Origin of the sequence: Pseudomonas sp. MF6776 (assembly GCF_016613125.1) — a bacterium.
Classification (GTDB): Bacteria; Pseudomonadota; Gammaproteobacteria; order Pseudomonadales; family Pseudomonadaceae; genus Aquipseudomonas; species Aquipseudomonas iridis.
In genome coordinates this window covers 437,841-451,186 of record NZ_JAENSQ010000001.1, presented here as the reverse complement: position 1 = coordinate 451,186, position 13,346 = coordinate 437,841, and the positions used below count along the sequence as shown (strand labels likewise).

Genomic DNA, 13,346 nt, shown 5'->3' with positions numbered 1-13,346 from the left:
GTTGAAACCGTCTGTTTCAGACTAGTCGTTTAACCCGCCGGGAATTCGACAGACCGCCGGTCGGTCACCGAGCAAAATGCGGCTGAACGGCTACGGCACGCCCGGGTCACAACCTATGAACGCGCCCTAAATCACGCGCACCGGAGGTTGAATCAGGATGACGACTTATAACTGGGATTTGATTGAGCGATTGCTGCATGAAGTGCAGAACAGCGCTGGCCATAGTTTCGCCCCTCGGGCGTACGCGGAGGATTACGCGGCAGCGAAAGCCAGCGCCGGTGAGCCGATCGAGAATCTGGATCACTTGAAAACGCTGGCCTGTGAATATGAGCGGTTGCTGCTATTGCGCGGTTACATTGAACCGCGTGGCGAAGATGAAGGCAGCACCGGCAATAACTTCAGTCTGACTCCGCGGGGATCGAGCCTGTTAAGCCTGATCGACAGCAGCATTCCCGGGAATGACCATCCGCGTCAGGTGCTGGATGAACAGGAAGATGCACTGGCAGAGGGGACGTTTGATGAAGTGGCGTCCAAAGCGCAGATAGCCTGACTTCGAAGTAATCTCCCTTGTGGGAGCGAGCCTGCTCGCGAATGCGGTATGTCAGCCACCATCAAAGCGTCTGACACACCGCATTCGCGAGCAGGCTCGCTCCCACATTGGTTTTGAATTGATCTTAATGTTGTCGTGCAGCCTTCAGGCATTTCAGATCATTGAAATCTTTACGCACACCCTCGATCTTCTTCAGCAACCGTTTACGCTGCTGCGGCGTACTCTCGGCCATCAGGTCGACTGCCATTGCTCGACCTTGTGCCTCGGTGTTGGCGTAGGCCTTGCGGTAATCCGCCGTCCACAAACTTTCGCGGTTGATCAGAAGGGTCTCGATACGTTGTGGGAATTCGGGACTTTTGCGCTGTGCAACCGCAGCGCTGAACTGCTTCTGCCAGTGCTCACGGTTGGCAATCCATTGGGTGTTCTGATCGCCCAAGGCGTTAGTCCAAGCCAATACCCGCTGCTTTTGTGTCGGGCTTAGTGGGCCGAGCCAGTCGTTCAGACGCTTCTCCATGCGCTCGCCACGTTCCTTGATCTGCTCGGCCAATGGCGGTTCGACGTAATCCTGCTGGCGTTTGCGCAGATCCTTGGCGAACGCGTCGTTCATCTCCGCCACCTGCTTATCGTCCAGGCCTTGCAGAAGTTCGATGGCTGACGGGGTGATCTCCCGCGCAGTTTCGGTAATGGCGTTTTTGGCTTCCACGGTGCGCGCCTGAAGCGCTTCGTCAGTGACCTGATTGGTTTCGACCATCGTTTGCAAACGATCCAGCCAGTCGAGATAGCCCGGCAATTGCGTGGTGCAGTGCCAGCTCAGGTGTTCCTGGAGGCGCTCGTTGAACCAGCCCTTTTGCTCGCCGTTCATGTCCAGGTAGTCGCCAAGCGTCCACGGGATAATCACGTCGAGATTGCGATACGCCAGGCCGACGCGGCTGCAGGCGCCAAGGGCGAGGGTGCAAATCAACAAGGCAGCGATGTGTTTGAACCAGCGAGACATAGGCGAATCCTTGCGATGGCCAGCCGTAGGGTCTGATTCTCATGTGAACGCAGAATGAGCCCGGCAGTTCAGCCAATCAATAGAACGCGCGTGCAGCCTTGAGTGTGACGAGGCCATCGCACTCGCTGTTGTGCCCGGAATAGGCCGAGCAATCGCTGCCGCTGAGGCTGGAGTTGCTGTAGATCAGGTCGAGGTCGACGCCCATGAAAGGCCGGGACAACTTCACCGACCAATCGGTAAAACTGCTGACGTAACCACCGTCCACCGCGACCGGCGAATTCAGTTGGTGGGTGGTGTATTTCATGCTGACACCAATGCCGAAGGGTTGATTGCCGCGCAGATCGGCAAACAGCGTGTTGTTCTGTTTATCCGGATCGTTGCTCAAGGCAATGCCGAACCGGCTGCCGAGCAGGGTCAGACCACCGAACAATTCCTGGCTGTCGAGGGTGTCCACTTTGGGATAGCTGTAGTGGATCATCCCCACTTCGTAGCCGAGGGTTTCGTCGAAAGGTTGTTTGAAGCCGACGTAGGAATCGATTTCGAGGTTCTTGCCCGGCGTGATGCCCATGCTCGGTGCGTACTGGCCGATATAGAGGCCACTGTCGTGGCTGAGGTCGAGTCCGCCATGAAACGAGCCGGTGGACGCCGGTTTGACCAGTCCTTGCGCCATGCTGCGCGTGGGCGTGGTGCCGAGCTTTAGGTCGAAATCACCGAGTTCACGCTGGAAAATCTGCGCGTGCGCAGTCGAACAAGCCAGCAGGCCAGCGAGCGATAAACAGGATGATTTGCGCATGCGTCACTCCATGTACAGCGAGCGCAGGGCAGCGAGCCTGCTGAAACGCTTGATCTAGACGCGTGCAAGGATACCGGCGAATGCTCGGCATTGATGGCCGTTCGTCGATTTTCAAAGAATGGATAAGTGTTTTTTTTAAGCAGAGGGGGATTTTGCGGTGCCAGTCCAGACGCTTCGAAGCTCAAAGCGCCTAGGGACGGGTGTATTACCGGGGATTACTTCTTGCCCAGGCTGATCTGCTTGGACGGACCGAACGTCTGGCCGCTGACGCCTTTGGCAATTTGCTGGATCTCGCCGCCGGACTTGAGGAACAAAGCAATCTGATCGTTGATCGATTCGCTTGTTTCAACTGCTGGGGCTGGCTTTGCTTTGCTGGTGGATGCTTTTACACGCATGGCGGCCATTAACCTGTAGAAGAGTAACTCGGCCAGGCATCGTACAGGAATAACTTGACAATAGCTCGGTAAATATCCCCCGGAATAACCAACCTTCAAGGTGGATTATTCTCGGTTAAATATCCGAAATACTTCGCTAACCTGCTGTTTTAGTTAAGAACATCTGTGCATTGCGGTGCTGCGGCGCTCTTGCGCTGGGCACCGAATCAGTCTGACGAGTGGCACCGCGTGCGTGCCCGACCAAGGAGAATCAAGGCGTTGCGCAGATTTTCCCGGCCTCGCCGTTTTGCCGACGAACGTTCACGGTAAAAACGGGTAGAATGCCGCCCACGCAATGAGGGTTTTGGAAATGGCTTTAGTCGGGCGCTACAACAGTTTGCAAGTGGTTAAACGCACTAACTTCGGTTTATATCTGGACGGCGGTGCCGACGGCGAAATTCTTTTGCCCAACCGTTATATCCCTAAAGATATTCCCAGCGAAGATGAAGACTGGCTCAACGTATTTGTTTATCTGGATAGCGAAGACAAACTTCTCGCTACCACTGAAAAACCGAAAGTTCAGGTCGGTGAATTCGCCAGTTTGAAAGTTGTTGAAGTCAACAGCATCGGTGTGTTCCTCGATTGGGGCTTGCCGAAGGATCTGTTGCTGCCGTATTCCGAAGAGAAGCGTCAGATGACTGCCGGCGAATATTGCGTCGTGCATGTCTACCTCGACAAGCACACCCGTCGCATCACCGCCACTGCGCGACTGGATCGTTACCTCGACAAAACCCCGGCCACCTACAGCCCGGGTCAGGAAGTTGATCTGCTGGTTGCCGAAGCTACCGATATGGGCTTCAAGGCAATCATCAACAACAAGCACTGGGGTTTGATTCACAAGAACGAAATCTTCAAGTTCATGCGCGCCGGCATGAGCGAAAAAGGCTTCATCAAGGAAGTGCGCGCCGACGGCAAGATCAGCCTGAGCCTGCAACCGGTTGGCCAGGAAGCGGCGAGCAGCCTGAACTCGAAGATTCTGACCAAGTTGCGCGAAAATGACGGCACCCTGCCGGTCAGCGACAAGAGCGATCCGGCATTGATCAGCAGTCTGTTCGGTGTCAGCAAGGGCAACTTCAAGAAGGCCATCGGTTCGCTGTACAAGGAAGGCAAGATCGTCATTCATGCGGATCGCATTGAACTAAGCTGATCGCGCACCAGCCCCATGTAGGAGCCGCCGAAGGCTGCGATCTGTTGATCTTCAACGGCAGAAGATCGCAGCCTGCAGCAACGCCTACATTGAGGGTCGTATGATGAAGAAAGCGCTGATTGCTTATTCTGCAACGCTGGTGACGTTTCTGTTGCTCGACGGGATATGGCTTGGCCTGCTGATGGCGCCGACCTATCGCGAACTGCTCGGTCCATTGATGCTCGAAAAACCGCTGCTCTTACCGGCAGCGGTTTTTTATTGCCTGTATGTTTTCGGTTGCGTGGTGTTTGTGGTGTTGCCGGCACTGAGATGGCAGAAGGCAGCGACGATGGGCGCACTGTTGGGACTTGTGGCGTATGGCACGTATGACCTGACCAATTGGGCGACATTGCGCGGATGGTCGGTGCAGGTGACTTTGCTCGATTGGGCGTGGGGGACGTTTGCCACTGCTGTGGCTTGTACTGTTGGTTTTGTCGTGTCGAAACGGCTGGTGAAGTCAGACTCCTGAACAGCGTTGATTGAACTGGCCTCATCGTTGGCAAGCCAGCTCCCACAGGGTTTTGTGTCGAGCACGAGACAGGGGCAGGCGCCACGAACTTGTGGGAGCTGGCTTGCCAGCGATTGGCGGCGCAGCCGACAGCCATTCACCACTGACGCAGCAAGGGAATTAAATGTCTTTTCCAGACGGCTTTTTCTGTCGCACTGGTTAATAATCGACGCCACGACTCTTCGCCCCGGACATTGATCCGGGGTTTTGTTTTGACCAATGGATGGCTGCCATGTTGTGTGTGTTCGAGGTGTTGCGGTGATTGTCGAGCGGCGCAATGCCGACCGTTTTGCCCTGCAGGTGATGATCGGTCTGTGCCTGATCTGGGGCGTGCAGCAGGTGATGATCAAGTGGGCTGCACCTGACATCGCACCGGTGATGCAAGCGGCGGGGCGCTCGGGGATTTCTGCGTTGCTGGTCGGATTGCTGATCTGCTGGAAGGGCGGTTGGGATCAGGTCGGGAGCACCTGGCGCGGCGGCTTGCTGGCCGGTGCGCTGTTCGGGCTGGAGTTCTTCTTTATCTCCGAAGGTCTGCAACTGACCACGGCAGCGCACATGTCGGTGTTCCTCTACACCGCGCCGATTTTCACCGCGCTGGGCGTGCATTTTCTGCTGGCCAGTGAGCGTTTGCGACCGTTGCAGTGGCTGGGGATTTTGCTCGCCTTCATCGGTATCGCGATTGCATTTGCCGGTGGTGTGTCGTGGGACAACCTCGATCGGCGCATGTTATTGGGCGATGCCTTTGGTGTATTGGCCGGTGCCTGTTGGGGCGCGACCACGGTGGTGGTGCGCGCCTCGCGCTTGTCGGAAGCCCCGGTGACGTTGACCCTGTTCTATCAGTTGATCGTCGGCTTCGTCGGCCTGCTGTTGATCGCACTGTTCAGCGGCCAGATCGGCCATGTCAACCTGACCGCAGTGGCGGTGGCCAGCGTGCTGTTTCAAGGGCTGGTGGTGTCGTTCTTCAGCTACCTGGTGTGGTTCTGGTTGCTGCGGCGTTATCTGGCGGCCAACCTCGCGGTGTTCTCGTTCATGACGCCGCTGTTCGGCGTCACCTTCGGCGTGTTGCTGCTCGGTGAACAACTGAGCCTGAACTTCGTCATCGGTGCTGTGCTGGTGCTGCTCGGCATCACTTTTGTCAGTGCCGAGCAGTGGCTGCGTCGGCGTTTGCGCAAAGCGCTGGGCCAGTAGCCGTCGATTGCATCGCCAGACCGCCGGCAATCAGCAAACCACTGCCGGCGATCACCAGCGCCGGCTGCAAGCCACCGCTGAAATGGCTGCTCAGCGCGGCGAGTAACGGGCCGCTGAGCTGGCCAACGGCGAAGCAGGCGGTGAGCATGCCGGCATTACGCTGGGTGGCGTGCGGCGCCAGTTCCCGCGAGCGTTGCATGACCAGTTGCATGCAGGCCAGGAACGGCGTCCCGCAGAAGATCACGCCCAGCGCCAGCCCCCAGCCGCTGCCCAGCAAGCAGGCGAACACCCCGGCGGCTTGCAGCCACAACGTCGCCATCAACCAGTGACGCGTGGTGTGCGGTTCGTGACGACGCAGGCTCACCAGTAAAACGCCGATGGCGGCGCCGAGGCCGAAGCATGGCCAGAACAGATCGGCCTGCCATTGCCCGTGAAACTGTGCGTTGGCCATTTGCGACAGGAACGTGGCCGGAATGATGTAACCGACGCCATACAGCGCGTAAATCAACGCCAGACGGCCAATGCCACGATTCGCCGGGCTCACGACCGCTGCATCAGCTGCCTTCGCGGCGACCGGTTGTGGCAGGAGTCGCCAGACCCCCAACATCATCACCAGCGCGGCCGCGGCATAAATCAGCCACAACGTCGCGGACGTCTGGTTCAACAGATGTGAGACCAGAGCCAGCAACCCTGTCAGAAAAATCCCCAGACCCGGCCCGGCAAAGACCAGCGCTCCCAGCCGTGGGCGACCCGCTGCCACCGCCAGTGGCTGACTCAGCGCGGTAATCATCACCAGCACCCAGGCACTCGCCACACCGGTTCCGAAGCGCAGCAGCAGATGTGCCCAGAAGCCATTCGCCCAGAACGACGCCAGTGTCAGCAGCACACAAAGCCACAAGCCGCCGTGCAGGCGCCGCTGCACCTGTTGCGCACGATGGGCAAACATCGCGTCCACCGCCCCGAGCAAGTAGCCGAGGTAATTGGCCGCGGCAATCAGACCGGCGGCAGTCAGGTCAAACTGCCCCTCGCTGAGCAGGTGCGGCATTTGCGGGGTGAGGGCGAAGCGCCCGATGCCCATGGCCATCATCAGGGCGACGAAGCAGGCGGATAAGCGAATCAGCGGCGACATGGTCTGGATTCCGTTGGCAAGATCAATGACCGTCAGGCTAGGACTGATTGACTTTCTTTAAAATTGAATAATAGTGAGTAACTTGTTCTGTTCTGGAGAAAGGTTGTGGAGTTCAGCCAACTGCGGATTTTTCAGGCGGTCGCCGAGGAAGGTTCGATCACCCGCGCCGCCGAACGCCTGCACCGAGTGCCGTCGAACCTGTCGACGCGGCTCAAGCAGCTTGAAGAGCAAATGGGCGTCGAATTGTTCGTCCGTGAGCGTCAGCGTTTGCAGCTATCGCCTGCGGGAAAAGTCTTGCTGGACTACACCGGCAAACTGTTCGCCCTGCGCGATCAGGCCAGCGCGGCGGTGATGGGCGGGCAACCGGCGGGGGATTTTGTGCTGGGCACGATGTACAGCACCGCAGCCATCCATCTGCCGGCATTGCTGGCGCGCTATCACAAGCAATATCCGGCGGTGAACCTGCAAGTGCAGTCGGCGCCGAGCGGTGAGTTACTGGAAGGTTTGCTCACCGGGCGCCTCGACGCGGCGTTGGTAGACGGGCCGCTGCAACTGGCCGGGCTCGACGGCGTGGCGCTGTGCGAGGAAAGGCTGGTGCTGATCACCGAGATCGATCACCCGCCCGTGCACAGCGCCAGTGATGTCGAAGGGCGCTCGGTGTTCACCTTTCGTCGCGGCTGTTCCTATCGCATGCGACTGGAGGCATGGTTCGCTCATGCCCACGCGGCAATGGGCCGGGCGATGGAGATCGAGTCCTATCAAGGCATGCTCGCCTGCGTGATTGCCGGCAGCGGGGTGGCGCTGATGTCGGAGTCGATGCTGGCCAGCCTGCCGGGGCGCGACAGCGTCGCGGTGCATCCGTTGGCCGAGCCGTTCGCGGGTGCGACAACATGGCTCATGTGGCGTCGGGGCATGGTCGGCGCCAATCTCAATGCGTGGATAGAAGTGCAGCAAGCTGTCTATCCCGTACCTTTGGTTGAATCCCTGGAAACGGCTTGAACCAATGGTGGCGCACTCTGTTCAATTCAGTAACAGATCATTGCGGATTTGGCCGAGCATTGCGTAGGACTTCGGACTATTATCAGTGCGAAGCGGCCTCAGAATTCCGGTCGCTCAGCACTACCCTGAAGGGGGCATGACGATGAAAGAGAAAATTCAGAACTGGCTGCATGATTTGGGTGTTGCCCTCGGCTTGATCGAACCGCCTCTGCAACCGGTTCCGATCCGCACTGACGACGAACAGCGTCGGCGCCAACCTCGTCGGCGGTAATGTCCCTGATGTGAAGGGTCAATAGACTCAAGATCAAGAGATCGCAGCCTTCGGCAGCTCCTACAGAGAAAAGTGTAGGAGCTGCCGAAGGCTGCGATTTTTTGTTTTCAATGCCGCCCGATCATCAGCAAAAACCGGCTCAAGTCATTTGCGGTCTTCGCAGTTTTGAGCAGGTGATCTTCTTCAGCGGTGAAAGCTGTCAGGCCGAATTCATCTTCCAGATGAAAGATCAGGTCCTCGATATCAGCTTTCTCTAATCCCAACTGCGCCAGGCTGGTGTTGTCATTGAATTCGCGGTTCTCCAGCAGGCGGCGGATATACCGATGCACGGCGGCACGTACGGCAGCTCTTCTCATGGCAGATATTTCGTTGTTGTTTGACTGATTACAGCAGGCATCAAGGTTGTTGCCGCAGCCATTCGTCCATCATCGAGCGTGGCTGAGCTGTCTGCAGCGAATCTTCACCAGCACTTTCCTCCAGGCGAAAAAAACGGGTGTGGCAACCGACGCCACACCCGTCGAAGAAAGCATCAGTTGTTACATCGTACTTAGATCGCGCTGGCCACCGTCGCAGGGCGCGGCGACAGCAGGCTGACCACCACAAAACTCACCAGACCCACAGCCAGGCTGTAGTAGATCGGGGTGTTGGCGTCCAGACCGTCCTTGAACATGAACAACAGCGCGGTGGCAAAGCCCAGGCCCATGCTGGCGATGGCGCCGGAGGTGGTCGCGCGTTTCCAGAAGATCGCACCGATCAGCGGAACCAGCATGCCGCCCACCAACAGGTTGTACGCCAGGGTCAGGGCGCTGATCACGTCGTTTACCACCAGCGCGATGCCCAGTACGACAACACCGGTCAGCAGGGTGAACAGGCGGTTGATGCGCAGGCTCGATGGCTTGCCGCCACGCAGTTTCGGCAGCAGGTCTTCGGTCAGCGTGGTGGCGGCGGCGAGGAGGCCGGCGCTGGCGGTGGACATCATGGCGGCCAGTGCGGCAGCGATCACAAGGCCTCGGATGCCGTCCGGCAGCGACAGTTTGACGATCGCGGCGAACGCGTTGTTGACGTTGTCCAGATCCGGGATCAGCACATGAGCGGCCATGCCGATCAGGGCGCAGGCCAGACCGTAGACGACGCAGTAGACGCCCGCGATGCTGCCGGCGTACTGGGCGACTTTGGCAGTCTTGACGGTGAACACCCGTTGCCAGATGTCCTGACCGATCAGGATGCCGAAGAAGTAGATCATGAAGTAGGTGATGATCGTGTCCCAGCCGATGCTGGTGAAGTTGAACGCGGTGGCCGGCAGTTTCAGCACCAGCTCATCCCAACCGCCGACGCGGTACAGGCAGATCGGCAACAGGATGAACATCAGGCCCACGGTCTTGATGATGAACTGGACGATGTCGGTCAGGGTCAGCGACCACATCCCGCCGATCGCCGAGTAGACCACCACTACACCACCGCCGAGCAACACCGAGACCCAGAAGGGCAGGTCGAACAGCACTTGCAGCACGGTGCCGATCGCCAGGATCGAGGTCACGCCGATCATCAGTGCATAGGCCAGCATGATCACCGCGCTCGCCGAGCGGGCCATCGGGTTGTAGCGTTTTTCCAGGACTTGGGTAACGGTGTAGATCTTCAGTTTCAGCAGCGGCTTGGCCAGGAACAGGTTCAGCGCAATGATGCCGCAACCCAGTGCCGCGCACAGCCAGAAACCGGAAATGCCATGCACGTAGCCCAGACGCACGGTGCCGACGGTGGACGCGCCACCCAGCACCGTCGCGGCCATGGTGCCCATGTACAGGCTCGGGCCCAGGTTACGACCGGCAACGAGAAAATCCTCGTTGGTCTTGGCCTTGCGCATACCGAAATAGCCGAGCAAAAGCATGCCGGCGGCGTAGATGAGGACGACGAATAAATCCAAAGCCATGATGGCGTGTCTCCGATTGTCTTTTTTATGGTGAAACAAAATTGGTTCGATGGAGCTGCCCTTTGTGGGAGCGAGCCTGCTCGCGAAGGCGATCTGTCAGTGACATCCATACTGGATGTGCCGAAGTCTTCGCGAGCAGGCTCGCTCCCACAGAGGAAAAGTGTCAGGCCAGTTCGGGCTTCGCTGAGGGGGGCATGAATTGGCTGCGTTCATCCTTCGGGCCGTAAACCGCCGCGGGCTCCGGAAACAGGCGCAGCAGCGTCAGATACACCACCGAGGCCAGACCCAGGGTCACCGGCAAACTGATGTCGATGCCGCCCGCCAACTCACCCAGTGGGCCGACGAACTGCCCCGGCAGGTTGACGAAGAACAGACCCACCGCCGCGCTCGGAATCCACGCGCCCAGGCCCCGCCAGTTCCAGCCGTGGGTGAACCAGTAGCGTCCGCCTTGCTCGCCGCGCGTGAACACTTGCAGGTCATCCGGGCAGTAGAAGCCGCGCCGCACCACCAGGCCGATGATCATGATCACCATCCATGGCGTGGTGCAGGTGATGATCAGCACGGCGAAGGTCGACACGCTCTGCACCAGGTTTGCCGCAAAGCGTCCGATGAAGATGAACGCAATCGACAGCACGCCGATCAGTAACGTCGCCTTGACCCGCGAGAGCACCCGCGGGAACACGCTCGACATGTCCAGACCGGTGCCATACAGCGACGTGGTGCCGGTGGACATGCCGCCGATCACCGCAATCAGACACACCGGCAGGAAGAACCAGCTCGGCGACACCGCCAGCAGACCGCCTACATAGTTGTTTGCCGCGATGTAGTCAGGCGCCTTGATCGCCACGATGGTTGCGGTGGCCAGGCCGAACAGGAACGGGATGAGCGTCGCCAGTTGCGCGGCGACCACCGCCAGCATGATGCGGCGCTTCGGCGTTTCGCGAGGAATGTAGCGAGACCAGTCGCCGAGGAATGCACCGAAGGAAATCGGGTTGCTCATGGCCACCAGTGCCGCGCCGATGAACGCCGCCCAGAACCCGGCCTGACCCATGGCCACGCTGCCGGCGTACTGGCTGTCAAAAGCGGGGGCAAAGGCGAAGATACCGAGCAGGAACAACAGGCTCGCGGCCCACACCGCAATGCGGTTGACCCACAACATGAAGCGAAAGCCGTAGATGCAAACCGTCAGCACCAGCAGCGCGAACAGCCCGTAGGCCAGACCGAGCGTGAGGTCGGTTTCCGGCAGGTCGAGCAGGCGTTTGGCGCCGCCAACCAATGCATCGCCCGAACTCCACACCGAGAGCGAGAAGAACGCGATAGCGGTCAACAACGACAGGAAGGAACCAACGATCCGCCCATGCACGCCGAAGTGCGCACCGGAAGACACAGCGTTATTGGTGCCATTGAGCGGGCCGAACAGGCCCATCGGCGCGAGGATCAGTGCACCGACCACCACACCCAGCACAATCGCCCAGACGCCAGCCTGAAAAGACAGACCGAACAGCACCGGGAAACTGCCGAGCACAGCCGTGGCAAAGGTATTGGCGCCGCCGAAGATCAAGCGAAACAGGTCGCTGGGCCGGGCGTCACGCTCATGATCCGGGATCTGTTCGACCCCGTTTGTTTCGATGCTGCTAAGGCGTTTTTCATTGTTGTTGTTATTCATGATCTGCTCCGATCATCAGGCGCGCTCATCGTGCGTGAGCGTCACCATTGGCTAAGGGGGTGGCAGCCCTTCCGGCATTGCGGACAAATGTTCGTGGCAGGCCAGCCAATGGCCTTGTTGTTCTAGGCTCGACGTTTGTTTCTTGAAAACAATCGTCTCGCGCTCCTGGCTGAAGTGTTGCTCCCCTTGCATGCGCAGCTCGGTGGCCACGTCATGGATGAAAATCGCCACGTCACCCTGCAGGCTGACGAAGGCGTTGCTCGAGGTGCAGGAAAGCACCTCGAAGCCATCCTCGGTGCGCCAGCTGTCCCACAACGCCTGATAGGCATCGCGCGACAGCAGTGGCTGTTCGAGGGTGTAAAACACGAAGCTGGCGTCGGCGCTGAACGCGCCGAAGTAGGCTTCGCGATCATTGCGTGCGAAGGCTGAAACCAGCTCGGCCGCCGCATGCAAAACCTGATCATGATCGTTCATGACCCGACCCTCAGCGATGAACCACGCCAGGCAGTACGCAGAGCATTTCGTACAGCAGGTTGGCGGCCAGCAGCGAGGTGTTGCCGGTGGTGTCGTAAGCGGGCGAGACTTCTACCAGATCGCAACCGATCAGGTCGAGGCCTTGGCAGCCGCGAATGATCTCAATGGCCTGAATGGTCGTCAGGCCACCGATTTCCGGGGTGCCCGTGCCAGGCGCCCAGGCCGGATCGATGCCGTCGATGTCGAAGCTCAGATACACCGGACCACCGCCGACTTTCTCGCGGACTTCGGCCATCAGCGGCGCCAGCGACTTGTGCCAGCACTCTTCGGCCTGCACCACGCGGAAACCCTGATTACGGCTCCAGTTGAAGTCATCAGCGGTGTAACCCTGGGCGCGTAAACCAATCTGCACCACGCGGTCACAATCCAGCAGGCCTTCTTCGACGGCGCGTCGGAAGGTCGTGCCGTGGGCGATTTTCTCGCCGAACATGTGGTCGTTGACGTCAGCGTGAGCGTCGATGTGTACCAGACCCACCTTGCCGTGCTTTTTGTGAATCGCACGCAAGATCGGCAGGGTGATGGTGTGGTCGCCACCCAGAGTCATCGGAATCACGTTGTGTTCGAGGATGTTGTCGTAGGCTTCTTCGATGATGCGCACGGCATCGAGCAGGTTGAAGGTGTTGATCGCGACGTCACCGATGTCGGCGACCGACAGCGAATCGAATGGCGCAGCACCGGTGGCCATGTTGTACGGGCGGATCATCACCGATTCGGCGCGGATGTCACGCGGCCCGAAGCGAGTGCCAGGGCGCAGCGAAGTACCGATGTCCAGCGGCACGCCTACAAAGGCAGCGTCCAGGCCGGCAGCGGTTGGCAAGTGGGGGAGTCTGAGCATGGTGGCGATGCCGCCGAAGCGCGGCATTTCGTTGCCGCCCAGTGGTTGGTGAAGAATCTTGTCCACGGGTAGGGCCTCATCGTCTTTGTTTTATTTATGTCGGCGCGCCGTTCAGCAAAGGTTCGGACGCCGCTGTGGGGCCGATTCTGCGAAATGTAGTGAGGGGGAAGAATCGCTACGGGCAAATACTTAGTTCAGATTTTTCTAAACTAATGGCCAGGCCCACGCTAGACTTCTCCCACTGCTGATTGCCTCTGTAGGAGCTGCCGCAGGCTGCGATCCTTTGATCTTCAGCGGCCCCAAGGCTGGCAAAAATCAAGATCAAAAGATCG

At 58.9% G+C, this 13,346-nt stretch carries 15 protein-coding genes; 6 read left to right on the top strand and 9 right to left on the bottom strand.

The window, feature by feature from the left end; all coding sequences use genetic code 11:
• Nucleotides 1-157: 157 nt before the first annotated feature.
• Nucleotides 158-550, top strand: coding sequence for a hypothetical protein (locus JJD74_RS02020; RefSeq protein WP_042558134.1), 393 nt, complete (start codon nucleotides 158-160; stop codon nucleotides 548-550).
• A gap of 124 nt (nucleotides 551-674) precedes the next feature.
• Here the strand turns inward: JJD74_RS02020 and JJD74_RS02015 are convergent, their stop codons facing one another.
• The 3 genes from JJD74_RS02015 to JJD74_RS02005 all read right to left on the bottom strand — a co-directional run bounded on the left by JJD74_RS02015 (nucleotide 675) and on the right by JJD74_RS02005 (nucleotide 2,741).
• Nucleotides 675-1,544, bottom strand: coding sequence for a DUF6279 family lipoprotein (locus JJD74_RS02015; protein WP_200610905.1), 870 nt, complete (start codon nucleotides 1,542-1,544; stop codon nucleotides 675-677).
• 76 nt (nucleotides 1,545-1,620) lie between these two features.
• Nucleotides 1,621-2,337 (bottom strand): TorF family putative porin, encoded by a 717-nt coding sequence (locus tag JJD74_RS02010; protein WP_042558136.1) that lies wholly within the window; start codon nucleotides 2,335-2,337, stop codon nucleotides 1,621-1,623.
• Between the two features lie 215 nt (nucleotides 2,338-2,552).
• Nucleotides 2,553-2,741 carry a hypothetical protein gene (locus JJD74_RS02005; protein WP_181818528.1) on the bottom strand — a complete coding sequence of 63 codons (189 nt, stop codon included), beginning with the start codon at nucleotides 2,739-2,741 and terminating at the stop codon, nucleotides 2,553-2,555.
• 340 nt (nucleotides 2,742-3,081) lie between these two features.
• On the opposite strand from JJD74_RS02005, the gene JJD74_RS02000 reads away from it, so the two are divergent.
• The 3 genes from JJD74_RS02000 (at nucleotide 3,082) to JJD74_RS01990 (ending at nucleotide 5,653) form a co-directional block, all read left to right on the top strand.
• Complete coding sequence (locus JJD74_RS02000; RefSeq protein ID WP_200610904.1) at nucleotides 3,082-3,918, top strand: CvfB family protein; 837 nt, start codon at nucleotides 3,082-3,084, stop codon at nucleotides 3,916-3,918.
• Between the two features lie 103 nt (nucleotides 3,919-4,021).
• Nucleotides 4,022-4,426 (top strand): DUF2177 family protein, encoded by a 405-nt coding sequence (locus JJD74_RS01995; protein ID WP_042561982.1) that lies wholly within the window; start codon nucleotides 4,022-4,024, stop codon nucleotides 4,424-4,426.
• 258 nt (nucleotides 4,427-4,684) lie between these two features.
• On the top strand, nucleotides 4,685-5,653 hold the full coding sequence (locus tag JJD74_RS01990) for a DMT family transporter (protein WP_215729181.1): 969 nt from the start codon (nucleotides 4,685-4,687) through the stop codon (nucleotides 5,651-5,653).
• Here the strand turns inward: JJD74_RS01990 and JJD74_RS01985 are convergent.
• Nucleotides 5,601-6,782, bottom strand: coding sequence for an MFS transporter (locus JJD74_RS01985; protein WP_200610903.1), 1,182 nt, complete (start codon nucleotides 6,780-6,782; stop codon nucleotides 5,601-5,603). The two genes, JJD74_RS01990 and JJD74_RS01985, sit on opposite strands and share 53 nt — an antisense overlap.
• A gap of 105 nt (nucleotides 6,783-6,887) precedes the next feature.
• On the opposite strand from JJD74_RS01985, the gene ptrR reads away from it, so the two are divergent.
• Together ptrR and JJD74_RS31115 are read left to right on the top strand one after the other, a co-directional pair.
• A complete protein-coding gene (ptrR, locus tag JJD74_RS01980) occupies nucleotides 6,888-7,781 on the top strand; it encodes a putrescine utilization regulator PtrR (protein ID WP_200610902.1) in 894 nt (297 codons plus the stop codon).
• Between the two features lie 142 nt (nucleotides 7,782-7,923).
• A complete protein-coding gene (locus JJD74_RS31115; protein ID WP_003184145.1) occupies nucleotides 7,924-8,052 on the top strand; it encodes a PA1414 family protein in 129 nt (42 codons plus the stop codon).
• Nucleotides 8,053-8,159: 107 nt separating this feature from the next.
• Here the strand turns inward: JJD74_RS31115 and JJD74_RS01975 are convergent, their stop codons facing one another.
• From JJD74_RS01975 to speB, 5 genes are all read right to left on the bottom strand, one after another.
• A complete protein-coding gene (locus JJD74_RS01975) occupies nucleotides 8,160-8,408 on the bottom strand; it encodes a phosphopantetheine-containing protein (protein ID WP_042558141.1) in 249 nt (82 codons plus the stop codon).
• Nucleotides 8,409-8,599: 191 nt separating this feature from the next.
• Nucleotides 8,600-9,979 (bottom strand): sodium:solute symporter, encoded by a 1,380-nt coding sequence (locus JJD74_RS01970; RefSeq protein ID WP_200610901.1) that lies wholly within the window; start codon nucleotides 9,977-9,979, stop codon nucleotides 8,600-8,602.
• A 163-nt stretch (nucleotides 9,980-10,142) separates the two neighbouring features.
• The gene (locus tag JJD74_RS01965; protein WP_200610900.1) at nucleotides 10,143-11,645 is read right to left on the bottom strand and encodes a purine-cytosine permease family protein; all 1,503 of its coding nucleotides are present in this window, start codon (nucleotides 11,643-11,645) and stop codon (nucleotides 10,143-10,145) included.
• Between the two features lie 51 nt (nucleotides 11,646-11,696).
• The gene (locus JJD74_RS01960) at nucleotides 11,697-12,119 is read right to left on the bottom strand and encodes a YybH family protein (protein WP_042558144.1); all 423 of its coding nucleotides are present in this window, start codon (nucleotides 12,117-12,119) and stop codon (nucleotides 11,697-11,699) included.
• A 10-nt stretch (nucleotides 12,120-12,129) separates the two neighbouring features.
• A complete protein-coding gene (speB, locus tag JJD74_RS01955; protein WP_047300226.1) occupies nucleotides 12,130-13,080 on the bottom strand; it encodes an agmatinase in 951 nt (316 codons plus the stop codon).
• Nucleotides 13,081-13,346: the final 266 nt, after the last annotated feature.

Excerpts from the sequence above, each read along its gene's own strand:
- JJD74_RS01995 (WP_042561982.1), top strand. The coding sequence starts at position 4,022 with ATGAAGAAAGCGCTGATTGCTTATTCTGCAACGCTGGTGACGTTTCTG.
- JJD74_RS02020 (WP_042558134.1), top strand. The coding sequence starts at position 158 with ATGACGACTTATAACTGGGATTTGATTGAGCGATTGCTGCATGAAGTG.
- JJD74_RS02000 (WP_200610904.1), top strand. The coding sequence starts at position 3,082 with ATGGCTTTAGTCGGGCGCTACAACAGTTTGCAAGTGGTTAAACGCACT.
- JJD74_RS31115 (WP_003184145.1), top strand. The coding sequence starts at position 7,924 with ATGAAAGAGAAAATTCAGAACTGGCTGCATGATTTGGGTGTTGCCCTC.
- JJD74_RS02010 (WP_042558136.1), bottom strand. The coding sequence starts at position 2,337 with ATGCGCAAATCATCCTGTTTATCGCTCGCTGGCCTGCTGGCTTGTTCG.
- JJD74_RS01970 (WP_200610901.1), bottom strand. The coding sequence starts at position 9,979 with ATGGCTTTGGATTTATTCGTCGTCCTCATCTACGCCGCCGGCATGCTT.
- JJD74_RS01990 (WP_215729181.1), top strand. The coding sequence starts at position 4,685 with ATGGATGGCTGCCATGTTGTGTGTGTTCGAGGTGTTGCGGTGATTGTC.
- JJD74_RS01975 (WP_042558141.1), bottom strand. The coding sequence starts at position 8,408 with ATGAGAAGAGCTGCCGTACGTGCCGCCGTGCATCGGTATATCCGCCGC.
- JJD74_RS01960 (WP_042558144.1), bottom strand. The coding sequence starts at position 12,119 with ATGAACGATCATGATCAGGTTTTGCATGCGGCGGCCGAGCTGGTTTCA.
- JJD74_RS02015 (WP_200610905.1), bottom strand. The coding sequence starts at position 1,544 with ATGTCTCGCTGGTTCAAACACATCGCTGCCTTGTTGATTTGCACCCTC.
- JJD74_RS02005 (WP_181818528.1), bottom strand. The coding sequence starts at position 2,741 with ATGGCCGCCATGCGTGTAAAAGCATCCACCAGCAAAGCAAAGCCAGCC.
- JJD74_RS01985 (WP_200610903.1), bottom strand. The coding sequence starts at position 6,782 with ATGTCGCCGCTGATTCGCTTATCCGCCTGCTTCGTCGCCCTGATGATG.
- JJD74_RS01965 (WP_200610900.1), bottom strand. The coding sequence starts at position 11,645 with ATGAATAACAACAACAATGAAAAACGCCTTAGCAGCATCGAAACAAAC.